This window comes from Pseudomonas sp. RT4P38, from assembly GCF_054897765.1.
Map to the genome: position 1 here is coordinate 6,556,140 of NZ_CM142703.1, position 21,560 is coordinate 6,577,699.

A 21,560-nucleotide genomic window follows, 5' to 3' on the forward strand; every position below is an offset into this window, starting at 1 on the left:
GCGAATCAATGGCCCGGCGCGGTCTGCCGCCAGGCCTGGGAGCGGCGCAGCAAACCACGCGAAGCCCAGGCCAGCAGCAGGGACACGCCCGCCGAGGTGAACAGAATCAAAGTCGACATCGCCGCCGCACCGCCAACGTTGCCGGCGTCATCCATGTTCAGCACCGCCACCGCCGCGAGGATGGTGTCGGGGCTGTAGAGGAAGATCGCCGCCGAGACAGTGGTCATGGCCGAGACGAACAGGTAGCGCACGATGTCCAGAAGCGCCGGCAGGCAGATCGGCACGGTGACGCGCAGGTAATGCCGATACAGCGGCGCCTTGAGCGACAGCGCGGCGGCTTCGAACTCGGCATCGAGTTGGCGCAGCGCCGTGGTGGCGGTCATTTGCGCGGTGGTCAAATAGTGAGCAATGGTGCAGACCACCAGCAGGGTCATGGTCCCGTAGAGCACATGCAACGGGTTGCCGGTGAGGTTGAAGAAGAAGACATAACCCAGGCCCAGCACCAGACCCGGCACCGCCATCGGTACGAAACTGAGCATGCGCAGTGTCAGATTCAGTCCGCGCTGGCCCTTGGTTTTTTCCATCAGGTAGGCGCCGGTGAAGATCAGCACGCTGCCGATCAACGCCGTGCACAGCGCCATCTTCACGCTGTTGCCGTAGGCCAGCCAGCCGCCGCCCGCTGTGTCGTTGAACTGGTAATGATTGAGCGACAGCGACAGGTTGTACGGCCAGAACTTCACCAGCGACGAATACACCGCCATGCCGAACACCAGCAGCAACACCGCGCAGATCAGCAGCACGATGGCCAGGTAGCAGCCGTCCCGCAGTTTCGACGGCGCCGGTTGAAAGACCTGTGCTCGACCGCTCATGGAGTCGCCGTGACGCCGACGCAGCCAGGCGTCGACACCGAAGCTGAACAGCGCTGGCAGCAGCAGGACCATGCCGATCAACGCGCCGCGACCGAATTGTTGCTGGCCGACCACGGCTTTGTAGGCTTCCAGCGCCAGCACCTGATAATCGCCACCGACCACCACGGGTACGCCGAAGTCGGTGATGGTCAGGGTGAACACCAGACAGAACGCCGCGAACACCGCCTGACGGGTTGCCGGCCAAGTGATGCTGCGAAAGGCTTTCGCTGGACTGGCGCCCATGCTGGAGGCGGCATCGAAGAGTCGCGCATCCGCCAAGGACAGCGCCGACAGCAGAATCATCAGCGCGTGTGGGAAGGTGTAGATGACCTCGCCCAGAACAATGCCCCAGAAGCCGTAGATATTGTCCGAGAGCAAACCGCGCAATATGCCCTGGTTGCCGAACAGATAAACCAGCGCAATACCCGGCAACATCGACGGCGCCATCAACGGCAACAGTGACATCCCACGCCAGATGCCTTTGCCCGGAATCAAGGTGCGTTGCAGGGCGTAAGCAAACAGGTAAGCCAGCGGTACGACAATCGCCGCAACGCTGAGGGAAACTTTCAGGCTATTGCCGAGCAGCCAATGAAAATTGGCACTGGTCACCAATTCACGGGCGGCCACCAGACCGCCGCCCTGCCCGGCTTCCGAACTGAAGCCGCGCCAGAAAATCGCCAGCAACGGCATCAGTACCGCGACACCGAGCAACACCAACAAAAGGACTTTGCCACCGACCACGAACACCCGGTCGCCGATCTCGGCACGGGAGGTCTGCCGAACCTGCTTGTGCGGTATCGGCAGCGCGAGGTTCGCGCTCATCAGGCAAACACCTGCAGGCTGCGCGGAGGCAAGGCGACCATGATCTGCTGGGCGCCGAGGCGCGGCATGGCTTCCGGCGCCAGTTCCGCGAGCAATGCGTGGCCCGGCAGTTGATCGAGTTCGAAGCTCATGCGGCAGCGGTTGCCGAGGAAGGTGATCTCGCGAACCTTGGCCGGGAACAGGTTTTCTTCATGCACGGGCGGGTTGACGTTGATCGCTTCCGGGCGGCAGAACAAACGTCCGGACGCGGTTTTGGCGCTGCCGTCGGCCAGGCGCATGTTCATACCGCCGACCTGGGCATGGCTGTCGCTGCTGCGCTGGAATGGCAGCCAGTTGCCCTGACCGACGAACTCCGCCACAAACGGTGTGGCCGGGCGGTCGTAGATTTCCTGCGGCGTGGCGTACTGCTCAACCTTGCCATTGTTCATCACGGCGATGCGGTCGGCCATCAGCATGGCTTCGTCCTGATTGTGCGTGACCATCAGGGTGGTGACGCCAAGGTTGCGCTGCAGTTGGCGCAGCTCGGTGCACAGATGCTCGCGGACCCGGGCGTCGAGGGCCGACATCGGTTCGTCGAGCAGCAGCAACGAAGGTGCCGGTGCCAATGCCCGAGCCAGCGCGACACGCTGCTGTTGACCGCCAGACAATTGGCCGGGGTATTTTTTCTCACTGCCGATCAGGCCGACCAGCTCCAGCATCTGACCGACGCGCTTACGCACTTCATCGCGACCGCTGCCGGCGAGGCCGTAGGCGATGTTCGCTTCGACGGTGAGATTGGGAAACAGCGCGTAGGACTGAAACAGAATGCCGTAGTCCCGAGCCTGGGGCGCCAGGTGGGAAACGTCGCGATCGCCGAGGTACAACTCGCCGCTGTCCTGCTTCTCAAGACCGGCGATGCAGCGCAGCAAGGTGGTTTTGCCGCAGCCCGACGGACCGAGCAAACACACCAGTTCACCGGCCGCCACGTCGAGGGAAACGTTATCCAGCGCGGTGAACGCGCCGAAGCGTTTCTGCACGCCGCGCACTTTCATCGGGGCGCCGGGGTTGGTCAGGGCAGTTGCGATCGAGTGGTTCATGGACAGGCCTCATCAAGCAGATGAGAGCCATCCTAGGTTTGTAATGCGTCCGTCATGTGGCAGAGAGGCAAAAACGGCTGATAGTGGTATTCAAGGATTTTGGTTGCCTGGACTGACGCCATATCGCGAGCAAGCTCGCTCCCACAGGGGAACGCGGTCAACTGTGGGAGCGAGCTTGCTCGCGATGAGGCCATGACTGGCGATGAGGATTTCTAGGCAGGGGCCATTTCCTGCGCCAACCCCAGAAACGCCGCCGGTAGCCGCGCGCCTTTTCGTTCCTTGAGGCAGTACAAATACTCCGGAATCTGCGGCGCATTCTCGATGGTCAGCACGCGCAATTGCGGATCATGCGGCACTTCCTGCCGGGCAATGATGCTGATGCCGATGTTGCGCAGCACCGCCTCACGGATCGACTCACGGCTGCCAATCTCCAGCAACGGCCCGAAACTCACCCCGGCGCTGGCCAACAATTCTTCGGTCAAACGCCGAGTGGTCGAGCCCGACTCACGCATCAGCAAGGTATGCCCGGCCAACGCACTCAGAGGAACATGGTCGCGAACCGCCAGCGGATGATTGCGATGCACCGCCAGCACCAGCGGATCGCTGCCGAGCACCCGGCGAATCAGCCGTGCATCCTCCAGTAACTGCGAAGACGCAGCGATATCGACCCGGTAATCCTCCAGCGCTTCAAGTACCTGCTGGGAGTTACCGATCTCCACTGACACCTCCACTTGCGGCAAGCGCTCGCGAAAGGTCTTCACCAGATCGAGGATGTAATACGGCGCGGTCGCGGCGATGCGCAACGTGCCCTGGACCTGACCGCTGTTACGCAGGAAAAACTCGATGTCGGCTTCCTGCTGCAACAGCGCCTTGACCATCGGCAGCAACCGCGCGCCTTCATCGCTGACGCTGAGGCGACGGCCGCCACGGTAGAACAACTCAACCGAGTACTGACTCTCCAGATGCCGAATCTGGGTCGTCACCGTGGGTTGGCTCAGGCCGAGTTTTTTCGCCGCCAGGGTAATACTGCCCAGGCGGGCAACCATGTAAAACGCCTTCAGCTCGGCACTCAGCACACCCGTCCCTCATCGTCTATTTGCGCAACAGGCGCAAACCGTTAAACACCACCAACAGGCTCACGCCCATGTCGGCGAACACCGCCATCCACATGGTGGCGATCCCGGCGAAGGTTACCCCAAGAAAGATCGCTTTGATGACCAATGCCAGGGCGATGTTCTGTTTGAGGATGCTTGAGGTTTGCCGTGACAGCCGGATGAAGGTCGGGATCTTGCGCAGATCGTCGTCCATCAGGGCGACATCGGCGGTTTCGATGGCGGTATCGGTGCCCGCCGCCGCCATGGCGAAACCGATCTCGGCGCGTGCCAGCGCCGGTGCGTCGTTGATGCCGTCGCCGACCATGCCGACGTTATGGCCCTGTGCATAAAGGGCTTCGATGGCTTGCAGCTTGTCGGTCGGCAACAGATCGCCCTTGGCCTCGTCGATGCCAACTTGCGCGGCAATCGCCTGAGCGGTGTGGACGTTGTCGCCGGTGAGCATCAGGGTTTTGATGCCCAGATCGTGCAGTTGCTGGATCGCCTCGCGGCTGGACTCTTTTACGGTGTCGGCCACGGCAAACAGCGCCAATGGGCCGGATTTGTCGAGGAGCAGCACCACGGACTTGCCCTGCTTCTCCAGCGCGAACAGCTTTTCTTCCAGTGCAGGCGAACACAGGTTCAGTTCTTCCACTAAACGGTGATTACCCAAGTGGTAAACCTGACCATTGATTTCGCCGCGTACACCGCGACCGGCCAGCGCCTCAAAGTTACCCACAATCAGCGGTGCGAGTTGTTTATCCACAGCCGCGTTGGCGATGGCCAAGGACACCGGGTGATCCGAACGACCGGCGAGCGCTGCTGCAATCGCCGGGGCTGATTCGTCCGCGGTCGGATCAAGCGACAGGTAATCGGTCTGCACCGGTTTGCCGTGCGTGATCGTGCCGGTCTTGTCCAAGGCCAGGTAATCGAGCTTGTAACCGCCCTCCAGATAGACGCCGCCCTTCACCAGAATGCCTTTGCGCGCCGCCGCCGCGAGGCCGCTGACGATGGTCACCGGGGTGGAAATCACCAGCGCACATGGGCAGGCGACCACCAGCAACACCAACGCCCGGTAGATCCAGTCGAACCACAGCGCTCCCATAAACAGTGGCGGAATCACCGCCACCGCGAGCGCCAGGATAAACACCGCTGGCGTATAGATTTTCGAGAAGCTGTCGACGAAACGCTGGGTCGGTGCCCGTGCGCCCTGAGCCTGTTCGACGGCGTGGATGATTCGCGCCAGGGTCGAGTTGTTGGCCGCTGCGGTTACCGAGTACTCCAGGGAGCCGGCCTGGTTGATGGTGCCGGCGAAAACCTTGTCACCGACAGTCTTCTCAACCGGCAGACTTTCACCGGTGATCGGCGCCTGATCGATGGTCGAACTGCCCGACACCACTTCACCGTCCAGACCAATCCGCTCGCCGGGACGTACCCGCACTCGCGCGCCCAGCTCGATGGTTTTCACGGACTGCGAGACCCAGCTGCCGTCGGCTTGCTGCACCGTGGCCTGTTCCGGGGTCATCTGCATCAGGCCGCTGATGGCGTTGCGCGCACGGTCCAGGGACTTGGCTTCGATCAACTCGGCCACGGTGAACAGGAACATCACCATCGCCGCTTCCGGCCACTGACCGATCAGGATCGCGCCGGTCACCGCGATGCTCATCAACGCGTTGATGTTCAGGTTGAGGTTCTTGAGCGCGATCCAGCCTTTCTTATAAGTGGTGAGGCCGCCACTGAGGATCGAAATCAGCGCGATGACGGCCACGACCCAAGTCGGTGCGGCGTTGGTGAAGTGGATAACTTCTGCAGCCAGTGCGCCCACGCCGGACAGTGCCAAGGGCCACCAGTGCTTTTTCTCGGGGATTGGCGCTGGCGCTTCGGTGCCCTGCTCCACCGGCTCGGCCTGCATGCCGAGGGACTTGATGGCGTCGATGATCGGCGCGGTGTTCGGCAGATCATGGGTGACGCCCAACACGCGGTTGATCAGGTTGAACTCCAGTTGTTGCACGCCGACGAGCTTGCCGAGTTTGTTCTCGATCAGCGTCTGCTCGGTCGGGCAATCCATGGCGTCGATGCGGAAGCTGCTCAGCCGTGCGCCGGCCGTTGGGGTTTCGCTCAATTTGATCAGCGACGGTGCCGCCACTTTTGAGGAACAGCAGGAATCCCCGTGGCCGCCGTGGTCATGCTTCTTCTGCACAGGCTGCAGCTTGTGATCGTGATCATGCCCGTCTTCGGGTTTGTGCGTGTGAAGGGAATCGCTCATTGGGTCGCGTCCAGAAAGGTGCCTGTTGCCAAGTAAAGACCCTGTAGCCACTATAGGGTCAAGCACCCTTTTGGAGATTGCCTTCATGAAGATCGGAGAACTGGCCAAACTCACTGACTGCGCCGTAGAAACCATCCGCTACTACGAGCGCGAAAACCTGCTGCCGGAACCGGCCCGCAGCGACGGCAACTACCGCGTCTACACCCAGGCTCATGCCGAGCGCCTGACCTTCATCCGCAATTGCCGCACCCTCGACATGACGCTGGAAGAAATCCGCAGCCTGCTGGCATTGCGCGACAGTCCGCAGGATCAGTGTGAAAACGTGAATGCGTTGATCGACGAACACATTCATCACGTGAAGGCGCGGATTGATGGGTTGCTGGCGTTACAGGTACAACTGCTCGACCTGCGCCAACGCTGCGGCGAGGGGCCGGAAATTGATCAGTGCGGGATTTTGCAGCGGCTTGAGGTGAGTGGCGGGGTGGTGGCGACGGAGGTTGAGCATTCCCATGTCGGCCGCAGTCACGGCCATTAAGAACACCTATCCCTGTGGGAGCGAGCTTGCTCGCGATGGCGGCAGCACATTCAACATTGATGTGTCTGACAAACCGCTATCGCGAGCAAGCTCGGCTCCCACAGGGTCAGCGGTGGTTCTTCAGACCGCCATTGGCGCGGTCATTGGGGCGTGGTGCTCGTAGCCTTCCAGCGAGAAATCGCTCGGCTCGATCAACTCCAGCCACTCCGGCTGGTAAACGCCAGTCTTGGCAAACTCTGGCACACGATCACTAATCACCAGTTTCGGCATCGCGAACGGCTCGCGCTTGAGCTGTTCGTTGAGCATGTCCAGGTGGTTTTCGTAGACGTGCGCGTCACCGATGAAATAGGTGAACCAGCGTGGCGTGTAGCCGGTCAGGCGACCGATCAGGCTCAGCAGCGCGGCGCCTTCGGTGAGGTTGAACGGCGTGCCCAGGCCCAAGTCGTTCGAACGGATGTAGAGGGTCAAAGAAATCTCTTTGGTCTCCACATTCGGGTGGAACTGGTACAGCAAGTGGCACGGCGGCAAAGCCATTTCATCGAGCTGCGCGACGTTCCAGCCATGGAACAGGATGCGGCGGCTGCCCGGGTCTTTGATGATGGTGTCGACGCACTGGCGGATCTGGTCGATCGCCTTGTACAGCACCACGTAAGCCTGACCGTCCTCTTCGCCTTCGGCAATCTGACGATAACCTTGGCTCAGGGTCTGTTCGATGGCGGCCTTGTTGCTGACCGGAATCTGCTTGTACGCCGGCCATTTGCGCCATTGCACGCCGTAGATCTCGCCGAGGTCGTCTTCGCCCTGACGGAACGGGTTGGCCAGCCACTGAGCGTTTTCGTTAGCGTTCTGATCCCAGACCTTGCAGCCCAGCGCACGGAATTCGGCAGCGTTGTTCACCCCGCGCAGAAAACCACACATCTCGCCGATGGCCGATTTAAAGGCCATCTTGCGCGTGGTGATCGCCGGGAAACCTTCCTTCAAGTCATAACGCAGCATCGCGCCAGGGAAACTGATGGTGTTCACGCCGGTGCGGTTGGCCTGCTTGGTGCCGTTCTTGATGACGTGGGCGACCAGTTCGAGATATTGCTTCATGAGTTACCTGTGTCCTTGAACCCGGGGCCAAAGCCCCGGGGTTCGAATTTATAGCGCAGCGTTGGCTGGAGCTGCCGGGGCACGGTGATAGGCCAGCCAGATCAGGAACAGACCGCCGACGATCATCGGTACGCACAGTACCTGACCCATGGTCAGCCAGTTCCAGGCCAGATAGCCCAGTTGCGCGTCCGGTACGCGGACGAATTCAACGATGAAACGGAAAATGCCATAGAACAGCGCGAACATCCCGGACACCGCCATGGTCGGCCGCGGCTTGCGCGAGAACAACCAAAGAATGGCGAACAGCGCCACGCCTTCGAGCGCGAACTGATACAGCTGCGACGGGTGGCGCGCCAGTTGCGCCGGATCGGTCGGGAAGATCATCGCCCACGGCACGTCGGTCGCCTTGCCCCACAACTCGGCGTTGATGAAGTTGCCGATGCGCCCGGCACCCAGGCCGATCGGCACCATCGGCGCGATGAAATCCATCAGTTGGAAGAACGACTTGCCGTTCTTTTTACCGAACCACAATGCTGCCAGCATCACGCCGATAAAGCCGCCGTGGAACGACATGCCGCCCTTCCAGACCTCGAAAATCAGCGTCGGGTTGGCCAGATAAGCATTCAGATCGTAGAACAGCACGTAGCCCAGACGCCCCCCGACGATAACGCCCATCGACATCCAGAAGACCATGTCGGAGAGTTTCTCCTTGGTCCAGGTCGGGTCGAAGCGGTTCAACCGGCGCGACGCCAGCAGCCAGGCGCCGCCGATGCCGATCAGGTACATCAAGCCGTACCAGTGGATTTTCAGCGGACCGATGGCCAATGCCACCGGGTCGATCTGCGGGTAAGGCAGCATTGCGACTCCTTGTTAGAGTTGAAACCAAAATTCCTGGGCGACGCTGCCACGCCAGGATTAAGCCAGGATTGCGGTACGCGTCAGAGCAAAAAGCTCAGGCCCACGCAGAACAGCAAAGCGGCGAACAGTCTTTTCAGCAAGCGCGGCGACAGCCTGTGAGCCAGTCGCGCGCCGAGGCGGGCGAAGACCATGCTGGTCAGGGCGATCCCCAGCAGCGCCGGTAAATAAATAAAACCGAGACTATGGCCCGGCAGCAATGGATCGTGCCAGCCCAGAATCATGAAAAATAATGCACTGGACAAGGCGATCGGCAGACCGCAGGCGGATGAAGTCGCCACCGCTTGCTGCATCGGCACGCTACGCCAGGTCAGGAACGGCACGGTCAGCGAACCGCCGCCAATCCCGAAAATCGCCGAGGCCCAGCCAATCACACTGCCGGCCACGGTCAGACCGACTTTACCGGGCACCGTTCGGCTGGCCTTTGGTTTGAAGTCCAAGGCGAGCTGAACGGCGATGATCAGTGCAAAGACGCCGATGATTTTCTGCAAGTTTGGCCCGGAGATCGCCTCCGCCGTCAACGCGCCGAAACCGGCACCGATGAGAATACCAAGGGTCATCCAGGCAAAAATCGGCCAACGCACGGCACCGCGACGGTGATGTTCGCGGATCGCATTGATCGAGGTAAATATGATTGTCGCCAGGGACGTGCCGACCGCCAGGTGCGTGAGGATCGACGCATCGAAACCCTGCAAGGTGAAACTGTATACCAGCACCGGAACGATAATGATCCCGCCGCCGACCCCGAACAGCCCGGCCAGCACACCTGCACAGGCGCCGAGCGCCAGATAGAGCAGAAATTCCATGCGCATCCCCAAATGAGAGCGGCATGGTAACGGATGCATGGCCTCAAGCTCCACTGGATGGCGATGGATACCCGCACGATGACTGAGTAGAGTGGGCAGAAAACACACTAGGACCACCTTATGTGCCTGATTGTTTTCGCTTGGCGACCGGGTCACGCCCAGCCGCTGATCGTGGCGGCCAACCGCGACGAGTTCTACGCCCGGCCCAGCCTGCCTCTGGCGCAATGGCCCGAAGCACCGCACGTTCATGCCGGTCGCGATCTCGAGGCTGGGGGCACCTGGCTCGGTGTTGGCGCCAATGGACGCTTCGCCGCGCTGACCAATATCCGCGACCCGCATCAGCCACCTGCACGCAAGTCGCGAGGAGAGCTGGTGGCGCGATTTCTTAGCGGCGATTTGCCGATAGATGACTATTTGAGCGACGTTGTCGCACGTTCGCTGGAATATGCTGGATTTAATCTGCTGATCGGTAATGCCAACGAACTGTGGCACTTCAATGCCCGGGAGACTGAGGCGGTGATGCTGCCACCGGGGGTTTATGGGTTGTCAAACGCGGGGCTGGATACGCCGTGGCCAAAACTGCTCAAGGCACGGACAGCGCTGGAGGAAGTGCTGGACGATCCGCAGCCTCAGGCGTTATTGGCGTTGCTGAATGATCCGCAGGCGGCGCCATTTGCCGAACTGCCGGATACCGGGGTCGGGTTGGCGACTGAGACGTTGTTGTCGAGTGTGTTTATTGCCAGCCCGACTTATGGGACACGGGCGAGTACGGCGTTGATTGTTCAGGCGGATGGGACGCGGTGGATGGTTGAGCGGAGTTTTGGGCCGTATGGCGGGCATTTGGGGGAAGTGGAGATCAGGGTTTAGATTTGTGGCGTATTCGAGGACGCCTTCGCGGGCAAGCCTCGCTCCTACAAGGATCACCTAATCCCTGTAGGAGCGAGGCTTGCCCGCGAAGAGGCCAATGCAGGCTTAGAGAGTTTTAGCCGAAGCCGGATTAATCATCCGTGCCAACCCAAGGTTCTTCAGCGCCAGTTGCAGCGAGCTGTGGATAACTTGCGGGTTGTCGATGGTCATCAGCTCGGCCAGCAATTCCTTTGCCCTGCTCAGGTTGATCTGACGCAGCATCCACTTCACTTTCGGCAAGTTAGTGGCGTTCATCGACAGGCTGTCGAAGCCCATCGCCATCAACAGCACCGCCGCCGCCGGATCGCCGGCCATCTCACCGCAGATACTCACTGGCTTGCCTTCGGCATGAGCGTCGCGCACCACGCTCTGAAGGGCTTGCAGGACCGCCGGATGCAGGTAGTCGTAGAGGTCGGCTACACGCGGGTTGTTTCGGTCTACCGCCAACAGGTACTGGGTCAGGTCGTTGGAGCCGACCGACAGGAAGTCCACTTGTCGCGCCAGTTCCTTGGTCTGATAAACCGCCGCCGGAATTTCGATCATCACGCCGATCGGCGGCATAGGCACGTCGCAGCCTTCGTCGCGGACTTCACCCCAGGCCCGGTGAATCAGGTGCAGGGCTTCTTCCAGTTCGTGGGTGCCGGAGATCATCGGCAGCAGAATCCGCAGGTTGTTCAGGCCTTCGCTCGCCTTGAGCATGGCGCGAGTCTGGACCAGAAAGATTTCCGGGTGGTCGAGCGTGACGCGAATACCGCGCCAGCCGAGGAACGGGTTGTCTTCCTTGATCGGGAAGTACGACAGCGACTTGTCACCGCCAATGTCCAGGCTGCGCATGGTCACGGGTTGCGGGTGGAACGCGGCGAGTTGTTCACGATAGATCGCCAGCTGCTCTTTTTCGCTCGGGAAGCGCTGGTTGATCATGAACGGCACTTCGGTGCGGTACAGACCGACGCCTTCAGCGCCACGCTTCTGCGCCCGCGCCACATCCGCCAGCAGGCCGGTGTTGACCCACAGCGGCATGCGGTGACCATCGAGGGTCACGCACGGCAAGTCCCGCAGCTTATCCAGTCCGAGGGACAGTTGTTTCTCTTCCTCGACCACCTCGGCGAACTGCTTGCGCAGCACTTCGCTGGGGTTGGTGTAGACCTCGCCGTGGTAGCCGTCGACGATCATCTGGATGCCGTCGACCTTGGAATACGGCAGGTCGACCAGGCCCATGACCGTCGGGATACCCATGGCGCGAGCCAGGATCGCGACGTGGGAGTTGCCGGAACCGAGTACCGAGACCAGACCGACCAGCTTGCCTTCCGGCACCTCGCCGAGCATCGCCGGCGTCAGTTCTTCGCTGATCAGAATGGTGTTGTCGGGATAAACCAGGGTCTGTTGACGCTCTTCCTGCAAGTACGCCAACAAGCGACGACCAAGGTCTTTGACGTCGGAGGCGCGCTCACGCAGGTAGGCGTCGTCCATCAATTCGAAACGGTTGACGTGTTCGGTGACCACCTGACGCAACGCGCCCTGGGCCCACTGGCCGGTCTTGATCACGGTGGTGATCTCGCTGCCGAGCGAGGCATCGTCGAGCATCATCAGATAGACGTCGAACAGCGCGCGCTCTTCGGGACGCAACTGGTTCGCCAGCTTGGCGGACAAGGCGCGCATGTCGGCGCGCACGCCTTCGATCGCGGTCTTGAACAGCCCGAGTTCTGCGGCGATGTCGGTGATGGTCTTGTCGGGCACCACATCCAGATCAGCCGGCGGCAGCATGACCACCGCGGTACCGACCGCCGCACCCGGCGAACCCGGTACGCCAACGAACTTGGCTTCCTGGATGCCCTTGCCCTGACGGCCCAGCCCCCGGATCGAACCGGTGGCTTCGGCGTGGGCGATAACGCCGGCGAGCTGTGCGCTCATGGTCACGAGGAAGGCTTCTTCACCTTCATCGAACTGGCGACGTTCTTTTTGCTGAATGACCAACACGCCGACGACGCGGCGGTGGTGAATGATCGGCGCCCCGAGGAACGAGGCGTAGCGCTCCTCACCGGTCTCGGCGAAGTAGCGGTAGCGCGGGTGATCCGCGGCGTTTTCGAGGTTCAGGGGTTCTTCACGCGTGCCGACCAGGCCGACCAGACCTTCGTTGGGTGCCATGCTGACTTTGCCGATCGAGCGCTTGTTCAAGCCCTCGGTGGCCATCAGCACGAAGCGGTTGGTCTCAGGGTCAAGCAGGTAGACCGAGCAGACCTGGCTGCCCATGGCCTCTTTGACGCGCAACACAATAATCCCCAACGCCGCCTTGAGATCCTTGGCGGAGTTAACTTCCTGGACGATCTTGCGCAGCGTATTGAGCATGGCTCGGGGTCGAACTCCGTCGTCAGTCGCGCGATAAAAGGCGCGGGGCAAGCTCTTTGAGAGCGCGTCGATACACTTCGCGCTTGAATGTCACCACCTGGCCCAACGGGTACCAATAGCTGACCCAGCGCCAGCCATCGAATTCCGGTTTACCGGTCAAATCCATCCGCACCCGCTGCTCGTTGGAGACCAGGCGCAGGAGAAACCATTTCTGTTTCTGGCCGATGCACAGCGGTTGGCTGTGTGTCCGGACCAGACGTTGCGGCAAACGATAGCGCAACCAGCCCCGGGTGCAGGCGAGAATTTCAACATCTTCGCGCTCAAGACCCACTTCTTCGTTCAACTCGCGGTACAAGGCGTCTTCCGGCGTCTCCTGGGGGTTGATCCCGCCCTGTGGAAACTGCCAGGCATCTTGATTGATACGGCGAGCCCATAGCACCTGTCCGGCATCATTCGTGAGAATGATCCCGACATTGGGGCGGAAACCATCGGGGTCGATCACGGCAACAACCTCGCAAACGCATGTCGGCGCATTGTTCCACAAAGGTTGTGATAGCAGCAACGAGCCGGCCTACCTTATGTGCACTCTTGTGAAAAGTCCGTATTCTGGACGCCTTTCTACAGACTTTTCAGCGAGTAACTGCAATGCGGCTGGCTTTATTCGACTTGGACAACACGCTCTTGGGCGGTGACAGTGACCACGCCTGGGGCGATTACCTGTGCGAGCGCGGCTTCCTCGACGCCGTCGCCTACAAGGCACGCAACGACGAGTTCTATCAGGATTACCTGGCCGGCAAGCTGGATAACGATGCCTACCTGAACTTCTGCCTGGAAGTCCTCGGCCGTACCGAAATGGCCACGCTGGATCAATGGCACCTGGATTACATGCGCGATTGCATTGAGCCGATTGTGTTGCCCAAGGCTATCGAACTGCTGGCCAAGCACCGTGAGGCCGGCGACAAACTGGTGATCATCACCGCCACCAACCGTTTTGTTACCGGGCCGATTGCCGAGCGTTTGGGTGTCGAAACCCTGATCGCCACCGAATGTGAAATGGTTGATGGCCGCTACACCGGGCGCAGCACCGACGTACCGTGCTTTCGTGAAGGCAAGGTGACGCGGTTGAATCGTTGGCTGGAAGAGACTGGGTATTCGTTGGAGGACAGTTATTTCTATAGCGACTCGATGAATGATTTGCCGTTGCTGGAGCAGGTGGCGAATCCGGTTGCGGTTGATCCGGACCCTAACTTGCGCGCCGAAGCCGAGAAGCGTGGCTGGCCGGTGATTAGTCTGCGCGACTGACATCGCTATCGCGAGCAAGCTCGCTCCCACATTGGATGTGTGAACGACTCAAATCCCCTGTGGGAGCGAGCTTGCTCGCGATGGAGCCGACTCGGTCCAACGCCTTAAACAGGCTTCGCGCCCATCAACCCTGCAATGGCGATAAAGCAGACAAAACTGAACAACGCCAAGGCAAAGGTAAATTTCCCATTGCCCGCTGCCGGTGCCTTACGCAGCCGATTCAGCCGCACCAACAGCCAGAACCAGCCCAACGCCGCGACGGTGTAAAGCACACTGGACGCCAGCAACCAGGTCTGCCCCAGCGGCCAGCCCACCAGATGCACCATCCACCAGCCGGTAAACGGCATGCTCAGCAGCGCCAGCCCCATCACCAGCCAGATAAACACTCGTGGCCGTTGCAACGTGCGCGTGTGAGCCGTCGCATCACCGTTACGACGCGTACGCCAGACCCAGATCGCCAGACCCAACGCGCTGACCAACAGCAGCACTGTTGCCACGATGTGAGCCATTTTCAGGGCGGTTAACGTTTCCATTGTTCGATTTCCTTATGGCTTGCCCATCAGCGTAGCCGCTCAGCCGAGAAACAACTGATAGGCAGGGTTGTCGCTTTCGTCCCAGTATGGGTAGCCGATTTCTTCCAGCGCAGTGGGCACCAGATGGCGTTCATCGTGAGGCACTTGCAGGCCCGCGACGACACGGCCATCCGCCGCGCCATGGTTGCGGTAGTGGAACATCGAGATGTTCCAGCGCCCGCCGAGCTTGTTGAGGAAGTTGAACAGCGCGCCCGGACGCTCCGGGAACTCAAAGCGCAGCACCACTTCATCGACCACATGAGCCGCACGCCCGCCGACCATGTGGCGGATGTGCAGCTTGGCAAGTTCGTTGTCGGTCAGATCGAGCACCGGAAAACCCTGCTCGGTCAGGCTGGCAAGCAGCGCACTGCGCGGGTCGGTTTCCGGATGCGTCTGCACGCCCACGAAGATGTGCGCTTCGCTGCCCGTGTTGTAGCGGTAATTGAATTCGGTGATCTGGCGCTTGCCGATGGCTTCGCAGAACGCCTTGAAGCTGCCCGGTTTCTCGGGGATGGTCACGGCGATGATGGCCTCGCGACCTTCGCCCAGCTCGGCGCGTTCAGCGACGTGGCGCAGGCGGTCGAAGTTGACGTTGGCGCCGGAGTCGATGGCCACGAAGGTATGCCCGGTGAAACCTCGTTGCTCGACGTACTTCTTGATCCCGGCCACGCCTAGAGCGCCTGCAGGTTCGGTGATCGAGCGGGTATCGTCGTAGATATCCTTGATCGCCGCACAGATTTCATCGGTACTGACGGTGATCACTTCATCGACATAGTCTTTGCAGATATCAAAGGTGTGCTGACCAATCTGCGCCACCGCGACGCCGTCGGCGAAGAGGCCCACGGTCGGCAGGATCACGCGCTCGCCAGCGGCCATGGCGGCTTGCAGGCAGTTGGAATCATCCGGCTCGACGCCGATGATTTTGATTTCAGGCCGCAAGTACTTCACGTACGCCGCGATCCCGGCGATCAGCCCGCCGCCGCCCACCGGGACGAAAATCGCATCCAGACGCCCTGGGTGCTGACGCAGAATCTCCATCGCCACCGTGCCCTGCCCGGCAATGGTGTGGGGATCGTCGTACGGATGGATGTAGACGTAGCCTTTTTCGTCGACCAGTTTCAGCGAGTAGGCCAGGGCTTCCGGGAACGAATCCCCGTGCAGCACCACTTTGCCGCCGCGCGAGCGCACGCCTTCGACTTTGATTTCCGGAGTGGTCTTGGGCATGACGATGGTCGCTTTCACGCCCAACACCTTTGCCGCCAGGGCCAGGCCTTGCGCATGGTTGCCCGCCGACGCGGTCACGACACCGCGAGCGCGCTCTTCATCGCTCAGTTGGGTCAGCTTGTTGTAGGCGCCGCGAATCTTGAACGAGAATACGGGCTGCAAGTCTTCGCGCTTGAGCCAAATATTATTGCCCAGCCGCTCGGAGAGCTGGCGGGCAGTCTGCAATGGGGTTTCTACGGCAACGTCATAAACGCGCGAGGTGAGGATCTTTTTGACGTACTGTTCGAGCATCGGAAAGCATCACTGAGCGGGTTGGGCAGGGCCAAGGAGTCTAACCCGGCTTTCGGGCGGGCGACCACACGAATCAAGAGGTTTTAGCCCGGCATGGGGCTATAATGCCGGCCTTTCCGTTCTCCCCTTGCCCGCTTCGGAGCCCGCATGACCCAGGATCAACTCAAACAGGCAGTGGCTCAGGCCGCCGTCGACTTCATCCTTCCGAAACTCGACGACAAGAGCATCGTCGGGGTCGGCACCGGCTCCACCGCCAACTGCTTCATCGATGCACTGGCCAAGCACAAAGGCGCGTTCGACGGCGCGGTCGCCAGTTCCGAAGCCACCGCTGCCCGCCTCAAGGGCCACGGCATTCCGGTGTATGAGCTGAACACCGTCAGCGACCTGGAGTTCTACGTCGACGGCGCCGACGAAAGCGACGAGCACCTGAACCTGATCAAGGGCGGCGGCGCAGCCCTGACCCGCGAGAAGATCGTGGCAGCCGTGGCCAAGACCTTCATCTGCATCGCCGACGCCAGCAAACTGGTGCCGGTGCTCGGCGCGTTCCCGCTGCCGGTGGAAGTGATTCCGATGGCCCGCAGCCATGTGGCCCGCGAACTGGTGAAGCTGGGCGGCGACCCGGTCTACCGTGAAGGCGTGCTGACCGACAACGGCAACATCATCCTCGACGTTTTCAACATGCAGATCACCAACCCGGTGGAGTTGGAGACGCAGATCAACGCCATCGTCGGCGTGGTCACCAACGGTTTGTTCGCGGCGCGTCCGGCGGATCTGTTGCTGCTGGGCACCAGCGAAGGCGTGAAAACCCTGCGCGCTGAGTAATTAGACACAACACGAAACCTGTGGGAGCGAGCTTGCTCGCGATGAGGCCATGTCAGTCGACAGAGATGTTGAATGACAAACCGATATCGCGAGCAAGCTCGCTCCCACATTTGTTTGGGGCGTTTGTTAGGGTTGTGGCGGTTTTTTGAAGGTGTAAAACAGGTTCGGCTCGCTCACCAGGTACATCGTACCGTCGTCATCCATGGCGATCCCTTCCGCTTGCGGCACCGTCTTCTGCAACCCCTGACGGCCCTTGCTCAGTGACAGGGTGCTCAGCGGTCGCCCGTTCACATCCAGTTCCAGAATCAGTCGCGACTCATCCGACAACGCCAGCAGATGGCCGCTGCGCTCGTCGTATTGCAGGCTCGACAGGTCCGTCACGAACATCCCGGCATCGCGCTTGGGGTTGTTCACCACGTGCACCGCGTAGGATTTTTCCGGGTTGTAATGCGGAAAGCCCTGCACTTCATAGATCAGCATCGGGTCGCGTTCCTTGGCGACAAACAACCGCTTGCCCACCGAGTCGTAAGCCAGACCTTCGAAGCCCTTATTGCTGCTCATGTGCACGCCAAGGGTCATCTGCTCGGCATCCGCTGCGTCGAGGAACGTTGTGTCCTTCTCCAGATGGATCTTGATCAGCCGCTGCTCGCGCTCGTCAGTGATCACGTACGTGTCGGCGCTGATGAATTCTACGGCTTCCGGATCGCCAAACCCGACCAGCGCAATGCGTCGAATAATCTGGCCGTCCAGAGACAGCTCGATCAGCTCAGAGTTTTTGTTGGTGACGGTGAACAGGCTTTTGCGCACCGGATCGAAGGTCAACGCCGAAACATCGTCATCCAGCCCTTCAATGACTCGCGCCTCGACCGTCACCTGATAGTGATCCAGAGCGATGGACTGATCGTTCGTCGGCTGCCAGAGCGTGTGCAGATTGAACCAGCCGCGCTCGAACAGGCGCAGGTACTGGCCGACCGCAATCAGCGCGATCAGGGCAATCACCGACAGGATCAACATCAGGGGTTTGGGGCGGGCAAGTCGGCGCATTCAGGCAAGCTCGAGAACAGAACAGGCGGATGAAATACCACGCCAGCCTGAATTGAAGCTTAATGGCCAGTGGCCGCGGCCCGGAAGGTTTACCCCAACAAGCGACCGCGCGCCACCCTCACGACGGGCTTACTTCTGTTTTTCGAAACGGTAGAACAGGTTCGGTTCGCTCACGATGTACAGCTTACCCGCATCGTCCATGGTCACGCCTTCGGCGCGAGGGATGGTTTTCTTCAGACCATTGAAGCCGCCCAGCAAGGTCATGAAGCTGACCTGCTCGCCCTTCTCGTCCAGCTCCAGCAGCAAGTGGGAGTCGGCGGACAACACCAGGGTATGACCAGTGCGCGGGTCGATGGCCAAGGCAGACAGGTTGCGGATGTCCAGTTCGTCATTGGCAAGTTTCTGCTTGTCGCCGGTGAGTGTCTGGCCATCGTTGCTTTTCCAGGTGAACAACGCCGGTGGACGCTCTTCACCCAGCAACATTTGCTGATTGCGCGAGTCCCAGACGATGGCTTCGAAGGCCTTGTTCTGGTCTTTCGAAGGGCCGAGGTCGTATTTCGGGAAGTTGGCCATATTCAGCTCGCGGGTGTCGGCGTCAACCTTGACGATGGAGAGCATGTGTTCGCGCTCATCGACGATGGCCAGCAAACCGTTGCCCATCACGGTCACCCCTTCCGGGTTGCTCCAGCCCACCAGCGGCATCTTGCGCAGCACGTCACCCTGCAAAGTCAGCTCGACCAGGAACGGTTTATTGCCCATGACCGAAAACAGGGTTTTGGACTGCGGATCGTAGGCCAGGTCCGACGCTTCGTCCTTTTCCATGCCCGGCAGCACTTTGGCGTCGATCACTGCCCGGTAATCCGGCAGCCAGATGCTCTCCTGACGTTCGGCGGGGCTTTCGAAACGCTCCAGCACCCAGAGCACACCACGGTCATCCCAGTGCATCGCAAACGCGAGGCCATACGCGGCGGCGCCCCCCAGCAAAAGCCAGGAATACCAACGCATGACAAAGCGCGAGCGGCGGGCAGTTTTAAGCGTGGGCAGCGGTTGGGTGGCCATCAAGGATGCGTTCCAGAAATTCAGGCTATGGGTAATAGCACAATTGGGACCGGCTCAGACGCCGCAAGTCCCGGAATTATCCGGACGAGATGTGAAAAAAACGGGAAATGGCGGGATTGCCCTGTGCAGACGCAGGACTTGAGGCAACAACAACAACAACAACAACAACAACAACAACCACTGTGGGAGCGAGCTTGCTCGCGATGGCAATCTGACAGTCGATATCTCTATCGACTGACACGACCTCATCGCGAGCAAGCTCGCTCCCACAGGGTTTAGTGGTGTTTGGTTTAGCGGACGCTGCTGGTGAAGCTGCTGGCGCCTGGCAATTCCAGCACCAGTTCATCACCGACATTCAGCGGACCGACGCCAACCGGCGTACCCGTCAGGATCACGTCACCGGCCTGCAGCGAAAAGCAGCCGGCCATGTGCTGGATCATCGGCACGATCGGGTTGAGCATCGCGCTGCTGTTGCCGTCCTGGCGGACTTCACCATTGATGGTCAGGCGGATGCCGATGTCGGTCAGGTCAGCGAACGTGCTGCCGGACACGAAGGGCGCAATCACCGCCGCACCGTCGAAGGACTTGGAGATTTCCCACGGCAGGCCCTTGGATTTCAGCTCGGCCTGCTTGTCGCGCAGCGTCAGATCCAGGGCCGGAGCGAAGCCGGAGATAGCATCGAGTACTTCTTCACGGTTTGGCTTGGTCGACAATGGCTTGCCGATCAACACCGCGATTTCCGCTTCGTAATGCACCGAGCCGCGTTCGGTCGGAATGCTGAAACCGCCTTCCAGCGGCACTACGCAACTGCCCGGCTTAATGAACAGCAACGGTTCTGTAGGCACCGGGTTGTCCAGTTCCTTGGCGTGTTCGGCGTAGTTGCGGCCGATGCACACCACCTTCCCGAGCGGAAAGTGAATACGCGTACCGTCGACATACTGGTGCTGATAGCTCATTACCGACTCCTGTTTCGTAGCTCTTAAATTCAAAAGTCAAACAGCGAAAATCTTGCCCGGGTTCATGATGCCGTTCGGGTCGAACACCGCTTTGACGGCTTTCATGTACTCGATCTCAACTGGCGAGCGGCTGTAGGTCAAGTAGTCACGCTTGGTCATGCCCACGCCATGTTCGGCCGAAATCGAGCCGTTGTACTTCTCGACGGTTTCGAACACCCACTTGTTGACGGTCGCGCACTTGGCAAAGAACTCGTCCTTGCTCAGGTTCTCCGGCTTGAGGATGTTCAAGTGCAGATTGCCGTCGCCGATGTGGCCGAACCAGACGATTTCGAAATCCGGATAGTGTTCGCCGACGATCGCGTCGATTTCCTTCAGGAACGCCGGGACTTTCGACACAGTGACCGAAATGTCGTTCTTGTACGGCGTCCAGTGGGAAATGGTCTCGGAGATGTATTCGCGCAGCTTCCAGAGGTTCTGCAGCTGGGTTTCGCTCTGGCTCATCACGCCGTCCAGCACCCAGCCCTGCTCGACGCAGTGCTCGAAGGTTTCCAGGGCGTGGTTGGCCACTTCTTCGGTGGTCGCTTCGAACTCCAGCAGCGCGTAGAACGGGCAATCGGTTTCGAAAGGCACCGGCACATCGCCGCGAGCCATCACCTTGGCCAACGCTTTGTCGGAGAAGAATTCGAAAGCAGTCAGGTCGAGTTTGCTCTGGAACGCGTGCAGCACCGGCATGATCGAGTCGAAATCGGCAGTGCCGAGGACCATCGCGGTGAGGTTCTTCGGCGCACGGTCCAAGCGCATGGTGGCTTCGACCACAAAACCGAGGGTGCCTTCAGCGCCGATGAACAGCTGACGCAGGTCGTAACCCGTGGCGTTCTTGATCAAGTCTTTGTTCAGTTCCAGCAGATCGCCTTTGCCGGTGACGACTTTCATGCCCGCGACCCAGTTGCGGGTCATGCCATAGCGAATGACCTTGATCCCGCCGGCATTGGTGCCGATATTGCCGCCAATCTGACTGGAACCTGCCGAAGCGAAGTCCACCGGGTAGTAAAGGCCTTTTTCTTCGGCGACGTTCTGCAGGTGTTCGGTGACCACGCCTGGCTGGCAGACCGCCGTGCGATCGGTCAGGTTCACGTCGAGGATCTGGTTCATGTAGTCAAAAGACACGACGACTTCGCCATTCGCGGCCACGGCAGCAGCGGACAGACCGGTGCGACCGCCGGACGGCACCAACGCAACGTTGTGCTCATTGGCCCAGCGAACAATGGCCTGAACCTGCTCGGTGGTCTTGGGGAACACGATGGCGGTTGGGGCCGGGGCGAAATGCTTGGTCCAATCCTTACCGTAAGCATTCAGGGAGTCGGCATCGGTCAGCACCTTGCCAGGCTCAACCAGGGTCTTCAGCTCTTCAATCAGGGCAGGATTGGTCATCGACAGAACTCTCGAACAATTCATGGTCATCCTGAGAACGCTTCACGTCGCAGGAATGAGTGTTTAGCGGGGTGCATATGCTAGCATACCGACCCC

Annotated in this window: 19 protein-coding genes; 4 read left to right on the forward strand and 15 right to left on the reverse strand. The window is 60.3% G+C overall.

What is annotated here, in order from left to right:
- Positions 1-5: 5 nt before the first annotated feature.
- The 4 genes from ACYZT7_RS30580 to ACYZT7_RS30595 all read right to left on the reverse strand — a co-directional run bounded on the left by ACYZT7_RS30580 (position 6) and on the right by ACYZT7_RS30595 (position 6,163).
- On the reverse strand, positions 6-1,730 hold the full coding sequence (locus ACYZT7_RS30580; RefSeq protein ID WP_462039366.1) for a putative 2-aminoethylphosphonate ABC transporter permease subunit: 1,725 nt from the start codon (positions 1,728-1,730) through the stop codon (positions 6-8).
- On the reverse strand, positions 1,730-2,806 hold the full coding sequence (locus tag ACYZT7_RS30585) for a putative 2-aminoethylphosphonate ABC transporter ATP-binding protein (RefSeq protein WP_462039367.1): 1,077 nt from the start codon (positions 2,804-2,806) through the stop codon (positions 1,730-1,732). Before ACYZT7_RS30585 ends, ACYZT7_RS30580 begins: the two co-directional genes overlap by 1 nt.
- Before the next feature lie 212 nt (positions 2,807-3,018).
- A complete protein-coding gene (locus tag ACYZT7_RS30590; RefSeq protein ID WP_462039368.1) occupies positions 3,019-3,882 on the reverse strand; it encodes a LysR family transcriptional regulator in 864 nt (287 codons plus the stop codon).
- 16 nt (positions 3,883-3,898) lie between these two features.
- Positions 3,899-6,163 carry a heavy metal translocating P-type ATPase gene (locus tag ACYZT7_RS30595; RefSeq protein ID WP_462039369.1) on the reverse strand — a complete coding sequence of 755 codons (2,265 nt, stop codon included), beginning with the start codon at positions 6,161-6,163 and terminating at the stop codon, positions 3,899-3,901.
- 85 nt (positions 6,164-6,248) lie between these two features.
- Between ACYZT7_RS30595 and cadR the strand changes: the two genes are divergently transcribed.
- On the forward strand, positions 6,249-6,698 hold the full coding sequence (cadR, locus tag ACYZT7_RS30600; protein ID WP_462039370.1) for a Cd(II)/Pb(II)-responsive transcriptional regulator: 450 nt from the start codon (positions 6,249-6,251) through the stop codon (positions 6,696-6,698).
- Between the two features lie 120 nt (positions 6,699-6,818).
- Here cadR and ACYZT7_RS30605 read toward each other — a convergent pair whose 3' ends face one another.
- From ACYZT7_RS30605 to ACYZT7_RS30615, 3 genes are all read right to left on the reverse strand, one after another.
- The gene (locus ACYZT7_RS30605; RefSeq protein ID WP_462039371.1) at positions 6,819-7,790 is read right to left on the reverse strand and encodes a thymidylate synthase; all 972 of its coding nucleotides are present in this window, start codon (positions 7,788-7,790) and stop codon (positions 6,819-6,821) included.
- A gap of 48 nt (positions 7,791-7,838) precedes the next feature.
- A complete protein-coding gene (gene lgt / locus ACYZT7_RS30610; RefSeq protein ID WP_462039372.1) occupies positions 7,839-8,648 on the reverse strand; it encodes a prolipoprotein diacylglyceryl transferase in 810 nt (269 codons plus the stop codon).
- Between the two features lie 80 nt (positions 8,649-8,728).
- A complete protein-coding gene (locus ACYZT7_RS30615) occupies positions 8,729-9,511 on the reverse strand; it encodes a sulfite exporter TauE/SafE family protein (protein WP_462041888.1) in 783 nt (260 codons plus the stop codon).
- A gap of 120 nt (positions 9,512-9,631) precedes the next feature.
- Between ACYZT7_RS30615 and ACYZT7_RS30620 the strand changes: the two genes are divergently transcribed.
- On the forward strand, positions 9,632-10,378 hold the full coding sequence (locus ACYZT7_RS30620) for an NRDE family protein (protein ID WP_462039373.1): 747 nt from the start codon (positions 9,632-9,634) through the stop codon (positions 10,376-10,378).
- 105 nt (positions 10,379-10,483) lie between these two features.
- Here the strand turns inward: ACYZT7_RS30620 and ptsP are convergent, their stop codons facing one another.
- Together ptsP and ACYZT7_RS30630 are read right to left on the reverse strand one after the other, a co-directional pair.
- Positions 10,484-12,763: a phosphoenolpyruvate--protein phosphotransferase gene (gene ptsP, locus ACYZT7_RS30625; protein WP_462039374.1), complete on the reverse strand. Its 2,280-nt coding sequence runs from the start codon at positions 12,761-12,763 to the stop codon at positions 10,484-10,486.
- Positions 12,764-12,785: 22 nt separating this feature from the next.
- The gene (locus tag ACYZT7_RS30630; RefSeq protein ID WP_008150514.1) at positions 12,786-13,265 is read right to left on the reverse strand and encodes an RNA pyrophosphohydrolase; all 480 of its coding nucleotides are present in this window, start codon (positions 13,263-13,265) and stop codon (positions 12,786-12,788) included.
- A 143-nt stretch (positions 13,266-13,408) separates the two neighbouring features.
- Here ACYZT7_RS30630 and ACYZT7_RS30635 point away from each other — a divergent pair, with 143 nt between their 5' ends.
- Positions 13,409-14,065 carry a histidinol-phosphatase gene (locus tag ACYZT7_RS30635; RefSeq protein ID WP_462039375.1) on the forward strand — a complete coding sequence of 219 codons (657 nt, stop codon included), beginning with the start codon at positions 13,409-13,411 and terminating at the stop codon, positions 14,063-14,065.
- Between the two features lie 104 nt (positions 14,066-14,169).
- On the opposite strand, the gene ACYZT7_RS30640 is transcribed toward ACYZT7_RS30635, so the two are convergent.
- Both ACYZT7_RS30640 and ilvA read right to left on the reverse strand, forming a co-directional pair.
- Complete coding sequence (locus ACYZT7_RS30640) at positions 14,170-14,598, reverse strand: DUF2269 domain-containing protein (RefSeq protein WP_462039376.1); 429 nt, start codon at positions 14,596-14,598, stop codon at positions 14,170-14,172.
- Between the two features lie 39 nt (positions 14,599-14,637).
- A complete protein-coding gene (ilvA, locus tag ACYZT7_RS30645; RefSeq protein WP_462039377.1) occupies positions 14,638-16,152 on the reverse strand; it encodes a threonine ammonia-lyase, biosynthetic in 1,515 nt (504 codons plus the stop codon).
- Between the two features lie 147 nt (positions 16,153-16,299).
- Here ilvA and rpiA point away from each other — a divergent pair, with 147 nt between their 5' ends.
- Positions 16,300-16,974, forward strand: a complete 675-nt coding sequence (gene rpiA / locus ACYZT7_RS30650; RefSeq protein ID WP_415772079.1) for a ribose-5-phosphate isomerase RpiA — start codon at positions 16,300-16,302, stop codon at positions 16,972-16,974.
- 126 nt (positions 16,975-17,100) lie between these two features.
- On the opposite strand, the gene ACYZT7_RS30655 is transcribed toward rpiA, so the two are convergent.
- The 4 genes from ACYZT7_RS30655 to ACYZT7_RS30670 form a co-directional block, all read right to left on the reverse strand.
- Positions 17,101-18,018, reverse strand: coding sequence for an SdiA-regulated domain-containing protein (locus ACYZT7_RS30655; protein ID WP_462039378.1), 918 nt, complete (start codon positions 18,016-18,018; stop codon positions 17,101-17,103).
- A 129-nt stretch (positions 18,019-18,147) separates the two neighbouring features.
- Positions 18,148-19,077, reverse strand: a complete 930-nt coding sequence (locus tag ACYZT7_RS30660) for an SdiA-regulated domain-containing protein (protein ID WP_462039379.1) — start codon at positions 19,075-19,077, stop codon at positions 18,148-18,150.
- A gap of 290 nt (positions 19,078-19,367) precedes the next feature.
- A complete protein-coding gene (locus ACYZT7_RS30665; RefSeq protein WP_462039380.1) occupies positions 19,368-20,033 on the reverse strand; it encodes a fumarylacetoacetate hydrolase family protein in 666 nt (221 codons plus the stop codon).
- A gap of 36 nt (positions 20,034-20,069) precedes the next feature.
- Positions 20,070-21,464 carry an FAD-binding oxidoreductase gene (locus ACYZT7_RS30670; protein ID WP_462039381.1) on the reverse strand — a complete coding sequence of 465 codons (1,395 nt, stop codon included), beginning with the start codon at positions 21,462-21,464 and terminating at the stop codon, positions 20,070-20,072.
- Positions 21,465-21,560: the final 96 nt, after the last annotated feature.

Coding starts and splice junctions, on each gene's coding strand:
- ACYZT7_RS30615 (WP_462041888.1), bottom strand. CDS start 9,511: ATGGAATTTCTGCTCTATCTGGCGCTCGGCGCCTGTGCAGGTGTGCTG.
- ACYZT7_RS30635 (WP_462039375.1), top strand. CDS start 13,409: ATGCGGCTGGCTTTATTCGACTTGGACAACACGCTCTTGGGCGGTGAC.
- lgt (WP_462039372.1), bottom strand. CDS start 8,648: ATGCTGCCTTACCCGCAGATCGACCCGGTGGCATTGGCCATCGGTCCG.
- ACYZT7_RS30585 (WP_462039367.1), bottom strand. CDS start 2,806: ATGAACCACTCGATCGCAACTGCCCTGACCAACCCCGGCGCCCCGATG.
- cadR (WP_462039370.1), top strand. CDS start 6,249: ATGAAGATCGGAGAACTGGCCAAACTCACTGACTGCGCCGTAGAAACC.
- ACYZT7_RS30640 (WP_462039376.1), bottom strand. CDS start 14,598: ATGGAAACGTTAACCGCCCTGAAAATGGCTCACATCGTGGCAACAGTG.
- rpiA (WP_415772079.1), top strand. CDS start 16,300: ATGACCCAGGATCAACTCAAACAGGCAGTGGCTCAGGCCGCCGTCGAC.
- ACYZT7_RS30670 (WP_462039381.1), bottom strand. CDS start 21,464: ATGACCAATCCTGCCCTGATTGAAGAGCTGAAGACCCTGGTTGAGCCT.
- ACYZT7_RS30595 (WP_462039369.1), bottom strand. CDS start 6,163: ATGAGCGATTCCCTTCACACGCACAAACCCGAAGACGGGCATGATCAC.
- ptsP (WP_462039374.1), bottom strand. CDS start 12,763: ATGCTCAATACGCTGCGCAAGATCGTCCAGGAAGTTAACTCCGCCAAG.
- ACYZT7_RS30665 (WP_462039380.1), bottom strand. CDS start 20,033: ATGAGCTATCAGCACCAGTATGTCGACGGTACGCGTATTCACTTTCCG.
- ACYZT7_RS30660 (WP_462039379.1), bottom strand. CDS start 19,077: ATGGCCACCCAACCGCTGCCCACGCTTAAAACTGCCCGCCGCTCGCGC.
- ACYZT7_RS30580 (WP_462039366.1), bottom strand. CDS start 1,730: ATGAGCGCGAACCTCGCGCTGCCGATACCGCACAAGCAGGTTCGGCAG.
- ACYZT7_RS30620 (WP_462039373.1), top strand. CDS start 9,632: ATGTGCCTGATTGTTTTCGCTTGGCGACCGGGTCACGCCCAGCCGCTG.
- ACYZT7_RS30605 (WP_462039371.1), bottom strand. CDS start 7,790: ATGAAGCAATATCTCGAACTGGTCGCCCACGTCATCAAGAACGGCACC.
- ACYZT7_RS30655 (WP_462039378.1), bottom strand. CDS start 18,018: ATGCGCCGACTTGCCCGCCCCAAACCCCTGATGTTGATCCTGTCGGTG.
- ilvA (WP_462039377.1), bottom strand. CDS start 16,152: ATGCTCGAACAGTACGTCAAAAAGATCCTCACCTCGCGCGTTTATGAC.